Below are 17410 nucleotides of genomic sequence, written 5' to 3'. Positions count from 1 at the left end.
TTGGGGGTTGCAATAGATTTCAACTGCAAAATCTAGGTTAAAGGAGGAACTAGGCATCTTGGCCTTGCCTCCGCATATGATGGTAGCTGACTTAGGAAAATGATAATCCACCATCAAAATCTTTTCAGTTTCTTATCAATAAACTATCATTTTCCTATCATAAAACTATCATTCCATTATCAATAAATCATCATAAAATTCACATAAATTATAATAAAAAATGAGGCTAAAAAAAACATAAAAAACTGAATTTCAATGAGTTACAGGCAAAAAAAGGAAAATAGAAAAAAAAATAAACCACCGAAAAATAAAAAATAACCCATTTTTATGACCTACATCGCACTCAAAAAAACACGAAAAATCACTCACTTTCACTCACTTTTCACTCACTTTTCACTCACAAATCACGCACATTTCACTCAAAAAACACGCACATTTCACTCACAAATCACTCATCTTAAAAAACATAAAAGCACTGTATTTCAATGAGTTATGATGCAAGAACACTTAAAAAATAAATTCAGGTTGCCAAAAGCCAGCCAAAACAAGTGGGCAATCCCCCTAAAAAGGGATAATAAAAGTTTGAGATTTACCCCATAAAGGTTGCAGGCAATGCTAGGTTGGCACGCACCAGCACCTCAAAAAAAGAATTAGCCCAAGGCTACAATTTTCATATTGTATCAATATATCTAAATATCTAACCTAAGTTTGCATAACCCTATTAATTTGGTGAATACACTATGTATAAAGCCGCTAAATTCATTGTAACACAATCTAAGCATCAGCTAAAGCCCTTTTTCTTTAGCGGGTTCTTTTTTCTTTTTTGCACGCACTTATTCGCGCAGCAAGGCAAAGACACCATCACCATCACCAACCTTGCCCACCTGTGGCAGGTAGCTATCCAAAACAACAGTACCCATGAAGCCTATAACCTGAAAAAAGACCTTTTAACGTACAATTACAAAGCCGCCAATAACTATTTATACCCTCAAGCAGGCATTGGTTTCAATGGGCAAGACAATTTGAAACTGGCAGTAACCCCCGTGCCAGGGGAAATTTTCCGCGACCCCGGCAAAACCTATTATCTGCAGTTTGGCAAACACTACACCTACAATACCGGGCTTACTGTAACCAAAGGTATTTTCAATTGGCAAGAGCGGCTACAAGCCAAGATTGCACAAGAGAACATAAACCTAAACAGCTTGCAGCAAGATGCTTTTGTGCAAAACTTGAAAACACAAGCCACCCAGAATTATTATTCGCTTATGGTGGCCAAGGCTTCACTAAGCATTGCCCAAAAAGACTTGTTGTTGGCAGACAGCATTAGCGATATAACCCTGCAGAAGTTTAAAGAAGGGCTGATTGACTCGCTTGCGGTGAACCAGTCATTGATAAATGCCAACAATGTAAAGCAAAACACCTACCAAAGCCAGCAGTTGTACAAGCAGTCGTTGGCCAACATCAAAACCCTGTCTGGGCTTGCTGTAAATACTTATTTTATATTTGGAGAGGTATTGAACATGGATGCTGAAACATTGATAGAAAACAGTGTGTTAGCTATTAATATTGGTACTGATAAAACCCTTCTCCCCTACCTTTCTAGCCTTGCCATCAGCAAACTGCAAAGCAAGGCACAGAAAGCGGCCACCTACCCCAACCTGTCCTTAACAGGCTATTTTGGCTATCAGCAGTTCCAGGACAATTTTGGGCTACAGTTTAGCAATGGGGCATGGTCGGGTTATCAGTATATTGGGCTAAATTTCAACTGGCCGTTGTTTACTGGCTTTGCAAATAGCAACAAGCTGAAAAGCAGCCTAGTGCAGCAGCTTATTAGCGAGGAAGACAGCAAAGCCGCAATTCAGCAAAGCAATATCAACGACTCGCTTTTAGTAAGCAACTACGAAAGCTATCGTTCCATGGCCGCCAATGCAAAAAACACGTTCCGGCTATATGGCAAAAACTTGGATTTATCTTTGCAGAAATACAGGGAAGGCTTAATAAGTCTTGATGGTTATTTGAAAACATTTCAAGACTATTTGAATGCAGAAAATAGCTACCTCTCCTATTTGTCAAGTATGTTGTATGTGAAAGCAGCTATAATTTCGAGAAACGAGTAAGTAATTTAAACTTAATAGTTGCAACAACTTCCCAAAAGTTTTCAACTTTCGGGAAGTTAAATTGAAAATTTCTTTATTTGTATTAGATAGTAATACAATTGATAATGAATGTTTTAAAGTGTTTTATTTAGTATTTATAACCAATTAAAATGAAATATATTATTTACTTATTTATCATTATAACATTATCACAATCATGTAAGTCCAAACAAGCTCAAAAACCCTTTAGGAAAGATATTGTAGATGCAGTTTTTGCAAGTGGCAAAGCGGTGAGTGCCGATGAGTACAAGGTTACTGCCTTTGCGGAAGGCTATTTGAACGCCTCGCTAGTATCGGAAGGCGATTCCGTAAAAAAAGGGCAGCCTCTATTCAAGCTAGTGAACGACATACAGCAAACACAAGTACAGAATGCCCTAGACAACTATACCTATGCACAAGACAAATTGGCCGTGAGGGCACCACAAATACAGCAAATGGAGGAACAAATAAGCCAAGCCCATCAGAAGAAGCAGATAGACTCTGTAAACTATGCCCGCTATCAAAAACTAATCAAAATAAATGCAGTAGCCAAGGTAGATTACGACAAGGTATTGCTGGATTATAAAAATGACATATCCACTATTACCCAATTGGAAAAATCGTTGGCAGATGTAAAACGCAGTTTGTCTATTAATGAAAAGAATGCAAAAGCTCAATACCAAATACAGCAACAAAACAATAGCTTTTATACTTTAGTTAGTGCATCTAATGGATTGATATTGAACATTTTTAAGAAAAATGGTGACTTGGTAAAGAAAGGAGAAGTTGTTGCAGACCTAGGTACTGGCAAAATGATTGCAAGGCTATTTGTAGCGGAGGACGATATACAAAGGGTGCAATTGCACCAGCAAGTACTCATTTCACTCAACACAGACAAAAACCATGTTTACAACGCCTCTATTTCCAAGATATACTCTTCTTTTGATGAAAGTAGCCAGTCGTTTATTGTAGAAGCCACCTTTGCTGAAAAACCTGCCAACTTAAAGTATGGCACGCAATTACAAGCAAACTTGATTGTGGCTGAAAAGAAGGATGCGCTTGTGATACCTACCCCTTACTTATTCGATGGCGATTCTGTGATGCTAATGAATAGCCATCGTAAAATAGGCATTAAAACCGGCATTAAAACCTTGGAATGGATAGAAGTAACACAAGGGCTTAATGGTGACGAGATATTGGAAGAATCCAAAAAACAATAGTAGAAACCACAGCAACAATCACTCACAATTCACAACTCACCACTCACATTTTATCCTATGCTTACTTCCATTAATAACCGTATTTCCCAGATACACCTTACCTCAAACGTAAAGCAAACCGTTGTGGCGATGCTTGGGGTAACTTTTGGCATCAGCATGTATGTATTCATGACAGGGTTTATGACAGGCGTAAACAATGCCCAGAGCGACCTTGCTTTTAGTGCCCTCTCCCATATGCGCATTTACAATGATGGCCCCGCCGACAATACCAATATTGCAAAAAAGGTATTCCCCAATAGCTTAGTCAACTTGCGGGACGCAAAAATTATCAAATACACCGATGGGATTAAAAATGCTACCGCTTTGCTTTCCTCTGTTCAATCGCAGCCCGATGTTGCCAGCATTACCACGCAAGTAAACATCAATGTGTTTTTTAAAAACGCTGGCAACAAGGTAAGTGGCATGGTATCAGGCGTGGATGTACTGAACGAAAACAAGGTTTTCAATATTTCCAAGTACATGGTATCGGGCAACTGGAACGAATTGCAATACCGCTCCGACGGTATCATTGCAGGGAAAGACCTAGCCAAAAGCCTCAGCCTGAAAATAGGCGATAACCTAAACCTCCTCACTGCGGACGGCATTGCAAAAAATTACAAAGTCATCGGCATTTTCCAAACCAATGTAACAAGCATAGACAAAAGTAAAGCCTATATTACCATTGGTGCAGCTAGGCAGTTGCTGGCTGCAAATCAGGATTATGTAACCGACATACAGGTAAACGTGCAAGATTTCAACAAAACAAAACCATTGGTTGACAAGATAAAGCCGCTTACTCCCTACAAAGTAGAATCCTGGCAGATGGCCAATCAGCAACTAGAAGCTGGCTCCAAGCTCAGGGATATTATAGCCATTTCCGTTTCATTGACCATATTGTTAGTGGCAGGTTTTGGTATTTACAACATCATGAACATGACCATCAACCAGAAAATAAAAGAAATAGCCATTTTGAAAGCCATGGGTTTCTCTGGCAAAGATGTAACGCAGATTTTCCTTACACAAGCTATTATTATTGGCATAATTGGCGGCGTGGTAGGCATGGGCTTTGGCTATTTGGTTTCCAGCCTAGTAAACCGTGTGCCTTTTGAAGTTGCGGGCTTGCATACATTGCCCATGGCATATATTCCTAAAAACTATGCCTTGGCTTTCATGTTTGGGCTGGTTACCACTTTTATTGCTGGGTATTTGCCTGCCCATAAAGCTTCAAAAATAGACCCAGTAGATATTATTAGGGGTTAGATTTGAAAACGGGAGTTGAGCGAGGAGAGTAAGTCGCTAAACTTTGCGTCTTTTAAGCGGATCGTTTTACCTTTTGTTTGCACCCCCTTTCGCCTTCTCTGCGTTTAATGGCTTTGCGAACCTTTGCGGTTAAGCCATCCGCTCCAATCAAATCATACACAATCACTCAAATCAAGTTAATCAACCTTCAGACAAATGGATAACATCATTTTAAAAGCAGGGAATATCATCAAATACTTTTACGAGCCAGAAAAATTTCAAGTACTAAAGGGCATCAGCTTTGAGGTAAAGCAAGGCGAATTTTTGGCATTGGTAGGCAAGTCGGGCAGCGGCAAGTCAACCCTTCTCTATGTATTATCAACCATGGATACTGCTTATGAGGGCAACCTTACCATCAAGGATACCCTGCTCACAAATAAATCGCAAAATGAACTAGCGGCCTTCCGCAACGAGCATATCGGGTTCGTGTTTCAGTTCCATTACTTGCTGCCAGAGTTTTCAGTACTAGAAAACGTGATGATACCTGCATTGAAACTAAACAAGAAAACAAAAGCCGAAGTAGAAGAAAAAGCCTACCAAAACCTTGCTTTATTGGGCTTGCAGGACCAAGCACTTAAAAAAGCCAACAAGCTATCTGGCGGCCAGCAACAGCGTGTGGCCATTGCCCGTGCCTTGATAAACGACCCTGCCGTGATTATGGGTGATGAACCCACTGGCAACCTCGACAGCAAGAATACCCAGATTGTCTTCGATATTTTCCGGGAACTAGCCAAGGAACGCAAGCAAACCATCATCGCCGTTACCCACGACGATGATTTTGCAAAGAACTGCGATAGGATTATTGAAATGCAGGATGGGAGAATACTCGAATAGTCGTAAGGGATAAGTTGAAAATTTATTTTTTCTCTTTTTCCTTGACACTTACGACTTAACACTTATGACTTACGACTTATTTAACCGGAAAATCTGCTCCTTCGGTTGTTTCTGCCCATGCGTCAAAATCGGCCTTTAATTCGTCTAGTTTTTTGCGGGCATTTTTCAAAGCGGCAACGCCTAGCAACAAACGTAAAGGCGGCTTTTCGGCTTCTACAACCTTTACCATTGCTTTTGCAGCACGCTCGGGGTCGCCAGCTTGGTTGCCACTATAGCCACGGATAGTGTTTTTGTTTTGGTGGGCAGAAGGCTCGTAATCTGCAATTTCGATGCTGCTGTTTTTTGCAGAACGCCCAGCCCAGTCTGTGCGGAAGCCGCTAGGGGCAATGATGGTAACTTTAATGCCAAGATGTGCCACTTCCTTTGCCAATGATTCTGACAAGCCATCCACTGCATATTTGGTGGCATTGTAAAAACCTACGCCAGGGAAGGAAACCAACCCACCAATGGATGCAATATTTAAAATATGCCCGCTCCTTTGCTTACGCATTATAGGTAGAACTGCATTGGTCATGTGGGCAAGGCCAAACACATTGATCTCGAACATTTGGCGCACATCAGCTTCCTCGCTTTCTTCAATGGCTGCAAAATAGCCAATACCCGCATTGTTTACCAACACATCTATCCTGCTAAAATGCTCCACTGCCGCTGCTACGCCAGCAGCAATCTCAGCAGGCTTGGTTACATCCAATGCCAAAGCGATTGCTTGTTCTGGGTAAGCAGCCACAAGTGCTTCCACATCTTCTTTTTTGCGGGAACTAACTACCGCATTGTACCCTTGTTTCAACACTTCTGTTGCTAGTGCCTTTCCAAAACCTGTGGAGCAGCCTGTTATAAACCATACTTTACTCATTATTTGTTTTTGTTTATATGTTAGAAAATAATTTTTGTGTAAAAATAAACAGGTTTGGCAATGATTTTTTAGTTATTTACTGGAGCGGTTTTTTAGTTGCGGAATAAATTATGCCTCTCCACCAAACCACTCATGATTTATAATTCATAACTCACCATTTACTTTTGTTATTTCACCTTATTAGTTACTACTCACCACAACAAATATGCTTTTTTGGGTACGGTTACTTTTAGCAACAAAAATATCCCTGCCGCCCCTACCCTGCCAACTGCTGCTGCATTTTCTTTATCCTGTTTTCCAGTGTCTCAGAAGAAAGGTTGTTGCGGTTGAGGCCGTCTGCAATAATGGGGAAGCTAAGGGGGGTAAGTTTTTGTGGGTATTGGATAATGATGGTGCTTTGCAAAATGCGGTGCATGGCCACACGTAGCCGTTGCTCCTCCATTTGCTGGCTAAGTACTTCGTTGTAGGCCTGCCTTAGCAGCAGGTTGTTTGGGTCGTATTCGCTGAATACTTTAAACAGCAATGAGGCAGACGATTGCAAGTGCCTTGCTTTCTTTTGCTCGCCAGGCATCCCTTGGAATATCAGGCCGCCAATCACGGCTATGTCCCTGAACTTTCGGGCAGCCATTTCCACGCTGTTCACGCTGCGTTGTATGTCGGCCAAGAGGTTTTCAAGGGTAAAAAGCTCATGCACAGTACTGTCGTCCACGGGTATGGGCTGGTCGCTCAATAACTCAAAGCCATAGTCATTCATTGCAATGGAAAAAGTGATGGGCGTAGTTTTGCTGATGCGGTAGGCCAGCAAGGCACTCATGGCTTCATGCACCTGCCTTCCTTCAAAAGGGTACACCAACAGGTGGTAGCCGTCTTTGCTTTCTATCTGTTCTATCAGTAGTTCGTTTACCTTGGGTATATGCGACAGCTCGGCTTGCAAGTCAAACAAAGGCTGCAATGCCTTCAACTCCACAGATTGGCTGCTGCCAGTTGCTGCTTCGCTGAAAGTTTCCCTAAGTACTTGCCCTAGGTTTGCGGTAAGGCTCATCCTCCCTCCCATCCAGCTAGGCACGATAGATTTTTTGGCGGTTGATTTCTTTACAAAAGCCGTCATGTCTTTTATCAACACCAGTTCTACGTTCCTTCCAGCAAGGGTAAACACGTCGCCCGTTTCCAATCGGCTGATAAACCATTCTTCTATCACGCCAATATAGCCGCCGCTCATTAGCTTTACCTTCATCATGGCATCGCTTACTATGGTGCCAATGTGCATCCGGTGCCGCATGGCTATCCTGCGGCTTTTAATGATGTGCAGCCCATTTTCTTCTATCTCTACTTTCTTGTATTCGTCATACTGCTGCAACGCCACGCCGCCCACCGTTATATGGTTGATGAGGGCATCAAACTCCTCCTTGGTTATCTCGCTAAAGCAAAAAGTGTTTTTCACTTCCTTGAAAATAGCATCTGGCATAAAGCCATCGCCTACGGCAAGGGTGCAGAGGTATTGCGTAAGCACATCGTAGCAAAGCACTAATGGCTGCTTGCTTTCTATCTCATTATGCTTGATGGCTGTTTTGAGGGCAGCGGCTTCTACCAGTTCCAGCGAGTGCGTGGGCAGGAAATAGATATTGCTTGTTTCTCCCGGCTGGTGGCCGCTTCTCCCTGCCCTTTGCAGGAAACGGGAAACCCCTTTGGGAGAGCCAACCTGTATCACCGTATCAACAGGCCTGAAGTCAACACCCAAGTCTAGACTTGCAGTGCAAACAACCGCTTTTAACGTACCCGTATGCAAGGCGTCTTCTACCCATAGCCTTAGTTCCTGTTCCATGCTGCCGTGGTGCAGGGCAATGGCACCAGCAAACTGTGGTGCTATATCTAAAAGCGTTTGGTACCACCGCTCGCTCATACCACGGGTATTGATAAACACAAGTGTTGTCTTGCTTTTTTCAATAATAGGCACAATGCTTTCTGCCAGTTTTATACCTAAATGCCCAGCCCAGGGATATTTTTCTATTTCATCGGGGATAATTGAGTGGATTTCTATTTTTTTGTCGAGATTGGCTTTGACGATTACGCTATCGCAGTCGTAAGTCGTAAGTGGTAAGTCGTAAGTAGTGAGCGGGGAGTGGTGAGTAGTCAGAGATGCCAGCAATACCGCCTTAGCTTCTTCAAGATTGCCAATGGTGGCGGAGATACCCCAAATAGTCGTCAGTGGTAAGTCGTCAGTCGTCAGTAAAGGAGTGTCGGTCAACGGTGAACGGTCAACGGTACACAAAGAAACTATCCTACTTATCGCCAGTTCCACTTGCACCCCTCGTTTGCTGCCAATAAGCTCGTGCCATTCGTCAACAGCAATTGTTTTTACCGTTTTAAATATTTCGGGGTAGCCTTTTTGTGCTAGTAACAGGTGCAGGCTTTCTGGAGTTATAATTAATACTTCGGGGATGTTCTTTTTTTGCTTTTGCCTGTCTGTGGTACTGGTATCGCCATTGCGGATGCCCACTTTCCATTGTAGGCCCAGGCCAGCAATTACTTCTTCCATGGCCCTGCCAATGTCTTTTGCCAAAGCACGGAGGGGTGTAACCCACAACAACTGCAAGCCGTTGCTTTTTTGAGTTTGATAGTTATCGGGGTATGTATTGATAAATTGAATAATGCTACCTAAGAAAACAGCGTAGGTTTTGCCGCATCCAGTAGGTGCATTTACCAAGCCGCTCTGCCCATTGATAATATGTTGCCAGGCTTCCTCCTGAAAAGTAAATGGTTTTAACCCTTTGCTTGCAAGCCATTGCTGCACAATAGCGTAGCCCTTTGTTGCTTGCAGCAAAGGGACGGCATTATTTGTCGTAGTAGTTTGCAAATTTTCCTTTTAGGGTTTCTACTTTGTCCAGCACTTCTTCTTGCATCAAGGTTTTGTAAACGTGCAAGGCGGCACTTGTTTCCTTGTTATACAAGCCCATAATTTGCGCAGCCAATATGCCAGCGTTTTTTGCGGCGTTCAAAGCCACTGTTGCTACAGGTACGCCATTGGGCATTTGCAGGATGCTTAAAATACTGTCCCAGCCATCAATAGAATTGCTTGACTTGATAGGAACACCAATAACAGGTAGTATGGTAATACTGGCAATCATCCCCGGCAAATGCGCTGCCCCACCTGCCCCTGCAATAATTACTTTTAGCCCCCTTTCCTGTGCCGTGGCGGCATACTCTATCATCCGCAGGGGTGTGCGGTGCGCAGAAACAATGGTTAGTTCTATTGAAATATTGAACTGCTGCAAAATATCTGCTGCTGCCTGCATTACCGGCAAGTCGCTATCGCTGCCCATTACTATGCCCACCTGTGCTTTTCCCATGCTTTGTTGGATTTGGTGTGCAATATATACAATGATTTTGAAAAGGCTTCCCTCTACCAGGTGCATAAAAGTTTTTCGCTTTGTGGCGATATTCCCAAATCTTTAAAAACCTTATCTTTGTGCTAGAAATGCACTGGCTAAAAAACTTATATTAAATGCATTTTAAAAGCTATAAACTAGCACTTGCATCAAAGTTATTTTTTTACTAATATTAAGATAGTTTTAGCCTAAAAAATTTGCCTTGTTTTTATAGCAATAAAGTACGCAGAAAGTACGCACAAAATGAGCATAAAATACGCAAAAAATATGCACAAATTACTCAAAAAATAGGCACAAAATAGGCACAAAATAAGCATAAAATTTTGCCGTTATTGTTGATAATCAATGATTTAAAAGCATGGGAACGATTTTTCAAAAAATCGCAAATAGGAAAAAATACCGAAAATTGCCAAAACTGAAACTATTTTAATAAAAACCCCAGAAAAAGTAATAGTGTAGAAATTGTATAAATGTTCTCGTTTTGCATCCCCTCTTCTTGCCCGTGGGGTGTTTGTTCCGGCTTTTGGGATAAGTGGCGGGCAGGATGGTACTACGGTGTTTTTTCACTAAAAAAGCGAAAACCTTTTATGCACCCCCTCTACCCCTAAAGGAGGTATATTTCAAATCTTTATCTTTTATTATTATTAACAATAAAAAGCTAAAATGGTTAATTTTGCAAGACCCACACCCTAAACCCTGAGGAGTTACTTTGCGGACACATATTATAAAAAAAAGGTTTAAACACAATAACCACAAGGATTTGCAGAAATAACCAAGGATTAGTAATATTTTCAAAATAACCTTCCCCCTCTCCGAATAAGGATTTTTTCATTTTATTAGCCTTTTTGCACTATTCTTTGTGTCCTTAAAGTGAAACGCTTCATAATTTCCCTCTTTGAGCTAGAGTATATACACATCTTTTTAGCCCTTTGATCTAACTAAAATAGATAGCTGCAAGAAAAATTTATCATAAAATCTCTTGCATTTGGTCAACCTTTGGCGCCTCCTCGCCTTTGGCGAGGAGGCTGGGGTGAGGTTTATATGCTTGGGGGGAACGTTTACCTTAATAAGATGTGTGTACACGGTATCTCTCGGAAGGGAAGGCCATCAGCCGGGGTGGTTACTCCGCTCTTTGTGCTAACAAAGTTGTTTCTAGCTAAACATCAGTTGCTTATCGGGAGACTTTTATGCAACCACACATAATTGCAAATCATATGTTAACCAAAACTTTCTTAGCAGAAAAAATTAATCATTATCACATATTCTGTTACCTTAGCGGCGTTTAGATGAGAAAACAGCAACAAATATCATTTTTCTATAGTGCGGTAACTCCTGTTATTGCCACTACAACTACAATTACTACTACAACCCTTTAGGGGTTGCAAATTGTCATATTATCCCATGGGCCTAAAGCTGTTATACTTCCCCAAAGAATTAGTTTCCCATTTGCACATCCCTTTTTACGTCATTTTTCAAAATACATTTTAATGAAGGTTTTAAAATTTGGTGGCTCGTCCGTAGCCAATGCAGAGAATATAAAGAAAGTTGCCAATATAGTTGCCCAACCCAAATATGCAAACGCCATTGTGGTGGTTTCGGCATTGGGTGGCGTTACAGATGCCCTGATTGCCATGGCTACAAATGCAGCCAATGCCAACGAAGAATATAAGGAAACCCTGCTAAGCCTGGAAAAAAGGCATATTGAAACCGCACAGGAATTGTTGCCTATCAATAACCAAAGTGCTTGCATCAGCAGCATCAAACAACATTTCAATGAATTGGAAGATGTTTGCGAAGGTGTTTTCCGTTTAGGCGAATTGTCTGAACGTACCAAGGACCGCATCGTAAGCTTTGGCGAATTGCTTTCTTCAAAAATCATTTCCTTTTTTATACACTCTTCCGGATTACAAATTGAATGGATCGATAGCCGCAAAGCCATCACCACCAACAGCAATTTTGGTTTTGCAGCAGTGGACTTTGTAAAAACGACAGAAAATATCCAGCAAATACTGGCAGCTTCTGCTTCCCAATTGTTTATCGCACCTGGTTTTATAGCGAGCGACAGCCGTGGCTTTACCACCACGCTTGGCCGTGGCGGTAGCGATTACACAGCATCAATCTATGCTGCTGCCGTAAATGCAGAAGCGGTAGAAATTTGGACAGATGTGACAGGCATGATGACGGCAGACCCTCGTTGGGTAGCCAATGCCCGGACTATCCCTAACACTTCTTACCGTGAAGCAATGGAATTGTCGCATTTTGGGGCAAAAGTCATTTACCCGCCAACCATCCAACCAGCGATGGACAAAAACATCCCTATTTGGATAAAGAACACCTTTTTACCGGAAGAAGCAGGTACTATTATCGAGCATATATCTGGCGCTTCTGTTTCTGAGGGGGGTATTATCACTGGTATCTCTAGCATCAACCATATTGCTTTGTTAAGCTTGGAAGGTAGTGGTATGGTTGGCATACCCGGTTTCTCCAAAAGATTGTTTGAAGCTTTGGCTTCGGTACAGGTAAACGTTATTTTAATTACCCAAAGTTCATCAGAACATTCCATTTGCGTAGCCGTGAACATTGCTGATGCAGAAAAAGCAAAAGCCGCTGTAGATGCAGCTTTTGAAATAGAATTATTAAATAAAAAAGTTGACCCATTAAAAGTAGAAGCAGAATTGTCCATCATTGCGTTGGTTGGCGATAAAATGCGAAGCCATCCAGGCATTGCTGGAAAAATGTTCAGTGCATTAGGGCGCAACGGTGTAAACATCCGTGCCATTGCACAAGGCTCTTCCGAAAGGAATATTTCTGCCGTGGTTGCTTTTGCAGATGTGAAAAAAGCGGTAAACGTATTGCATGAAGCATTTTTTGAAGCAGCTTACAAACAATTGAACTTGTTTATCTGCGGCGCAGGCAATGTAGGGGGAAAGCTGATAGAGCAAATAAAAAAGCAACAAGCCTATTTGTTATTGCACCATAATTTGCAGGCAAGGATTACAGGTATTGCTACCAGCAAGAAAATGCTGTTTGCAGAAAATGGCAACGAGATAGACCTTAGCAACTGGAAAGCTGCCTTGCAGGAAAGCCAAGCAATGGATTTAGAAGGTTTCGTTCAAACAATTGTTGACAAAAACTTGCGCAATAGTGTTTTTGTAGATGTTACTGCCAATGCGGAAGTGGCCAGTGTGTACGATAAAGTATTATCTAAAAGCATTGCCATTGTTGCTTGCAATAAAATTGCGGCCTCATCGCCTTATAGCAATTACCGCTACTTGAAATCTTTATCTAAAGAATATAACACACCTTATTTGTTTGAAACCAATGTGGGTGCAGCATTGCCCGTAATCGGTACATTGAACGATTTAATTAAAAGTGGCGATTGGATCAATAAAATACAAGCGGTATTATCTGGCACGTTGAATTTTGTATTCAACAACTATGATGGTACAGCATCCTTTGCATCAGTAGTACGTCAGGCGCAAAAAGAAGGATATACTGAACCAGATCCAAGGTTAGATTTGGGTGGTACAGACGTAATGCGCAAAATCATGATACTTGCCCGTGAAATAGGCGAGGAGATGGAAATGGAAGACATCAAAAACACCCAATTCCTGCCAGCCTCTTGTTTTGAAGGCAGCGTAGAAGATTTTTACAATGAAATGGAAAAGCACGAAGCCCATTTCAAAGCTTTGTATGATGCGGCCGCAAAAGAAAATTGCAAGCTGAAATTTGTAGCCCAATTTGAGAATCAAAAAGCAGCCGTTGGTTTACAACATATCCCAAGTCATAGCGATTTTTACCATTTATACGGCAAAGACAACTTGGTTTTGTTCTACACAGAACGCTACCTGGAACAACCGATGGTGATAAAAGGCGCTGGTGCCGGCGCTGATGTTACGGCGAGTGGCGTGTTTGCGGATATTATGCGGGTGGTAGTTTCGTAGGATTTGGTCCAGGATGACTAAAAAATAATAAAGGATTGGTGATAAGGTTTGAACTTATTTTAAAATAAACTGCATGAACCTTTTAAAAAAATATTTATCCCCATTAAGTGGGGATGGGGGGAAGACTTCAGTTTCGGTGCTTTCCCCAGCTACCGTTGCCAATGTGGTTTGTGGATTCGATATTTTAGGCTTCGCTTTAAATGGGCCTAATGATGAACTCACTATTTCATTAAGTGACGAGCCAGGTATTACCATCATTAACCAAGATGATTTTAACCTGCCTACAGACCCAGAAAAGAATGTGTCAGGTGCAGCTTTGCTCGCTATGTTGGAAGAATGCCCCGACGTAAAAGGTTTTACGCTCATCAGCAAAAAGCACATTAAACCAGGAAGTGGCATCGGCAGTAGTGCCGCCAGCGCAGCAGGACCAGTAGTAGCAGCCAATCATTTGCTAGGTAACCGTTTTAGCAAGGAAGATTTGGTACGTTTTGCCATGTTTGGCGAAAAAGTAGCCAGTGGAGTGAAGCATGCTGATAATATTGCACCCGCTATTTATGGCGGCGTAACGTTGATACGTTCTATTTTCCCTTTAGATATTATTGCCATTGATGCACCACCACTGTATGTAACGGTAGTGCATCCGCAGATAGAAGTAAAAACATCTGATGCCCGGCAGATACTCAAGCAAAAAGTATTGCTGAAAGATGCCATCAAGCAATGGGGCAATATTGCAGGTCTTGTTGCGGGCTTGATACAGCACGATTACGATTTGATTGGCCGCAGCTTAGAAGATGTAATTATAGAGCCTGTGCGCAGCATTTTAATCCCCGGTTTCAATGATGTAAAAACCAAATGCAAAGAAGTTGGTGCATTGGGTGGTGGTATCAGCGGTAGCGGCCCTTCTATTTTTATGTTGAGCAAAGACGAAGCCACAGCTAAAGCTGTTGAAAATGAAATGAAAACCATTTATGAAAGGATAGGACTGGATTACCAAACACATCTGACGACGATTAATCAGGAAGGGGTAAGGATAGTTTAGATTATTTTGAATTTTAAGTTTTGAATTGAAGTGTTTAGTACTTCAAATAAAAGTAATCAATGCAATATTATAGTCTCAATCATAATTCACCCAAAGTAAGCTTTGCAGAAGCTGCTTTGCGTGGTCAGGCACCGGACAAGGGCTTGTACTTTCCTGAGAAAGTGCCACAATTGCCAAAAACGTTTATTAAAAACATTAAGCAATACACCAAAGAAGAAGTTGGCTTTGAAGTAATGAAGCCATATATAGGCGAAAGCCTACCCGATGATGTGTTGCAACATATTGTAAACGAAACCATCAATTTTGATTTTCCACTGGTAAAGATTACGGACAATATATCTTCCCTTGAATTGTTTCATGGCCCAACGCTTGCTTTTAAAGATGTAGGTGCAAGGTTTATGAGCCGTTGCTTAGGATATTTTAACCGCCACGCATATCATCATACTACGGTGCTTGTCGCTACTTCTGGCGATACTGGCGGTGCTGTAGCAAATGGTTTTTTGGGAGTGGATGGTATTGATGTAGTTATCCTTTATCCGTCGGGTAAAGTGAGTCATATACAAGAATTGCAACTAACCACTTTAGGTCAGAACATCAAAGCCATTGAAGTAAACGGCACGTTTGACGATTGCCAGGCAATGGTAAAACAAGTATTTGTAGATGCAGATTTAATCAAGAAATTATCGCTTACTTCAGCCAATTCTATCAATGTAGCACGTTGGTTGCCGCAGCAGTTGTATTACTTTTTGGCCTATCAGCAATGGCAGCATGACGAACCGCCAGTAATCTGCGTTCCCAGCGGCAATTTTGGCAATATTTGCGCGGGTGTAATAGCCAATATCTCTGGTTTACCCGTAAAACATTTCCTCGCAGCCTGCAATGCAAATGATATTGTTCCTGAATACATGCAGACTGGCCAATACACACCAAAGCCAGCCATAGCAACTATTTCAAATGCGATGGACGTTGGCAACCCGAGCAATTTTATACGGATTTTGGAACTGTTCCATCAAGAATTCAACTCGCTGAAAAATATGTTCAGTAGCGTAAGCATATCTGACAAAATAACAGCAGAAACCATCAAAAGTGTGTACGAAAAGCACAATTACACCCTCGACCCGCATGGTGCGGTGGCTTATTATGCTTTGGAGCAATATTTGAGCAATCAACAGCAGTCTCTTGACAAAAATGCTTTGTTGGATAAAGGTATCATACTGGAAACAGCACACCCAGTAAAATTCCCAGATACAGTAGAGCAAGCAACCGGAAAAGTAGTGGAAGTACCTGAGCAGGTACAATATTTATTGCATCAGCAAAAGCAAAGCATCCTGATGGAAGCTAATTTTGAAAATTTGAAAGAATGGCTGATGAATAGGTAATAAAAAGGTGGGATGTTTTAGTTTTATGTTGAAAAACATCTTTTTACATAAGCCTTGAATCCCAAAAGTAATCTTCTGTCCTTACAAAGCTCACCTTGCTAGAAAAGTCTGGATGCTCGGTATTAATCATGTAGTTGTATTCATTAAGGATAATAGCTGAGGGGACTTTCAAAATCAATGAATCTTGTTTATTGTACCAATCTGCCCCAATATTCTGTAAAACTGAATAGGCAGCAAATGAACGCCAATTAATTGGCAAATCTTTTATTTGGATTTGTTTAGTCAAGTAATCATCGTCAGCAATTGAAATTACCATTACTTTATACAGCAATGCAGGTTTTACAGCACCTTTATGCACGATTAATTCCAGCGAAGCCAACGACCTGGATGCTGCAGTGTACAAAACATTTTGGCCTTTTAAGTTCCACCTGTTAGCAGTCCCTGCACAAGACAAGGTTCTCGAATATGCTTCGCTTGCAATCCTAAATACTTCCATTGTTAAACATTGTCGCCGTATTCCATTGCAGTTAGCCTGTCATCAATAAATTTAATCCCTGTAATTGTATTCAAAAAATTAACAGGGCTTTTCTTGTCAAAATAAAAATTTTCTTGGTTCAGCCATTGTTCAAATGCTTTCATAGAGCCAAATATATATTCGCCATGTTTCATTAAAGAAAGCAATAAGAGTACCTGTTCCTTTACATTTTCCTTGAATATGCTTTGCGGTTTTTTATACTCCCTAAATGTTTTAACACTAATGTTCAACCAGTTGGAAATAATATCATCGTTAAAATCAGTCAAGGTTTTTATGGCATTTACATGCTTCCAGTTAATATCGGTGCTATAAAGGGAATGTAAAATTTCACCATCGCTAATATGGCGTGGAACATCTTCTAAAGCAATGCTGTTGATGCCTTTATTTGTTTTAAGCATTTTATTAATGTTTTAATGCTATACAAATATAGGCATTTTTACCTTTTATAAAAAGCAGTTTTACTCTTTTTGCTTTTTTTCTCTTAATCCACCCATAATCACTAACTATACTCCGATACACTTCCTATTTGTCAATCTGTCAGCAAATTATAAAAAAAATCTGCTATCTCAATAACCCTATTTTCGCTAAAAACCTTTACCCAAAGATATTTCAGTAAAAAAAACTGCACAAAAACAGCCTGTAATTTTGCCATGATAATTTCAAATCTCCTCATTAAAAGGCAGTTAC

The 17410-nt window shown here is 41.1% G+C and carries 12 protein-coding genes; 7 read left to right on the top strand and 5 right to left on the bottom strand.

Going from position 1 to position 17410, the window contains the following annotated elements:
- Positions 1–740: 740 nt before the first annotated feature.
- The 4 genes from ACHFIY_RS17025 to ACHFIY_RS17010 all read left to right on the top strand — a co-directional run bounded on the left by ACHFIY_RS17025 (position 741) and on the right by ACHFIY_RS17010 (position 5527).
- The gene (locus ACHFIY_RS17025; RefSeq protein ID WP_410847323.1) at positions 741–2117 is read left to right on the top strand and encodes a TolC family protein; all 1377 of its coding nucleotides are present in this window, start codon (positions 741–743) and stop codon (positions 2115–2117) included.
- A gap of 149 nt (positions 2118–2266) precedes the next feature.
- Positions 2267–3355, top strand: a complete 1089-nt coding sequence (locus ACHFIY_RS17020; RefSeq protein WP_410847322.1) for an efflux RND transporter periplasmic adaptor subunit — start codon at positions 2267–2269, stop codon at positions 3353–3355.
- 57 nt (positions 3356–3412) lie between these two features.
- Positions 3413–4654, top strand: a complete 1242-nt coding sequence (locus tag ACHFIY_RS17015; protein ID WP_410847321.1) for an ABC transporter permease — start codon at positions 3413–3415, stop codon at positions 4652–4654.
- Between the two features lie 195 nt (positions 4655–4849).
- Complete coding sequence (locus ACHFIY_RS17010) at positions 4850–5527, top strand: ABC transporter ATP-binding protein (protein WP_410847320.1); 678 nt, start codon at positions 4850–4852, stop codon at positions 5525–5527.
- Positions 5528–5603: 76 nt separating this feature from the next.
- Here ACHFIY_RS17010 and ACHFIY_RS17005 read toward each other — a convergent pair whose 3' ends face one another.
- From ACHFIY_RS17005 to purE, 3 genes are all read right to left on the bottom strand, one after another.
- Positions 5604–6440: an oxidoreductase gene (locus ACHFIY_RS17005; RefSeq protein ID WP_410847319.1), complete on the bottom strand. Its 837-nt coding sequence runs from the start codon at positions 6438–6440 to the stop codon at positions 5604–5606.
- 256 nt (positions 6441–6696) lie between these two features.
- The gene (locus ACHFIY_RS17000; protein WP_410847318.1) at positions 6697–9294 is read right to left on the bottom strand and encodes a ligase-associated DNA damage response DEXH box helicase; all 2598 of its coding nucleotides are present in this window, start codon (positions 9292–9294) and stop codon (positions 6697–6699) included.
- On the bottom strand, positions 9272–9787 hold the full coding sequence (gene purE / locus ACHFIY_RS16995) for a 5-(carboxyamino)imidazole ribonucleotide mutase (RefSeq protein WP_410847317.1): 516 nt from the start codon (positions 9785–9787) through the stop codon (positions 9272–9274). The genes ACHFIY_RS17000 and purE overlap by 23 nt, the downstream gene beginning before the upstream one ends.
- 1526 nt (positions 9788–11313) lie before the next feature.
- Here purE and thrA point away from each other — a divergent pair.
- The 3 genes from thrA (at position 11314) to thrC (ending at position 16188) form a co-directional block, all read left to right on the top strand.
- Entirely contained in the window at positions 11314–13770 is a 2457-nt protein-coding gene (gene thrA / locus ACHFIY_RS16990) for a bifunctional aspartate kinase/homoserine dehydrogenase I (RefSeq protein WP_410847316.1), read from the top strand.
- Positions 13771–13843: 73 nt separating this feature from the next.
- Complete coding sequence (locus ACHFIY_RS16985; protein WP_410847315.1) at positions 13844–14809, top strand: homoserine kinase; 966 nt, start codon at positions 13844–13846, stop codon at positions 14807–14809.
- 59 nt (positions 14810–14868) lie between these two features.
- A complete protein-coding gene (gene thrC / locus ACHFIY_RS16980; protein ID WP_410847314.1) occupies positions 14869–16188 on the top strand; it encodes a threonine synthase in 1320 nt (439 codons plus the stop codon).
- Between the two features lie 43 nt (positions 16189–16231).
- Here the strand turns inward: thrC and ACHFIY_RS16975 are convergent, their stop codons facing one another.
- Complete coding sequence (locus ACHFIY_RS16975; protein ID WP_410847313.1) at positions 16232–16684, bottom strand: RES family NAD+ phosphorylase; 453 nt, start codon at positions 16682–16684, stop codon at positions 16232–16234.
- A gap of 2 nt (positions 16685–16686) precedes the next feature.
- Entirely contained in the window at positions 16687–17121 is a 435-nt protein-coding gene (locus ACHFIY_RS16970) for an Xre family toxin-antitoxin system antitoxin (RefSeq protein WP_410847312.1), read from the bottom strand.
- Positions 17122–17410: the final 289 nt, after the last annotated feature.

Origin of the sequence: Parasediminibacterium schistidii (assembly GCF_046546515.1) — a bacterium.
GTDB lineage: Bacteria > Bacteroidota > Bacteroidia > Chitinophagales > Chitinophagaceae > Parasediminibacterium.
The sequence above is the reverse complement of the archived record's forward strand: the minus strand, read 5'-3'. Positions and strand labels throughout refer to the sequence as shown.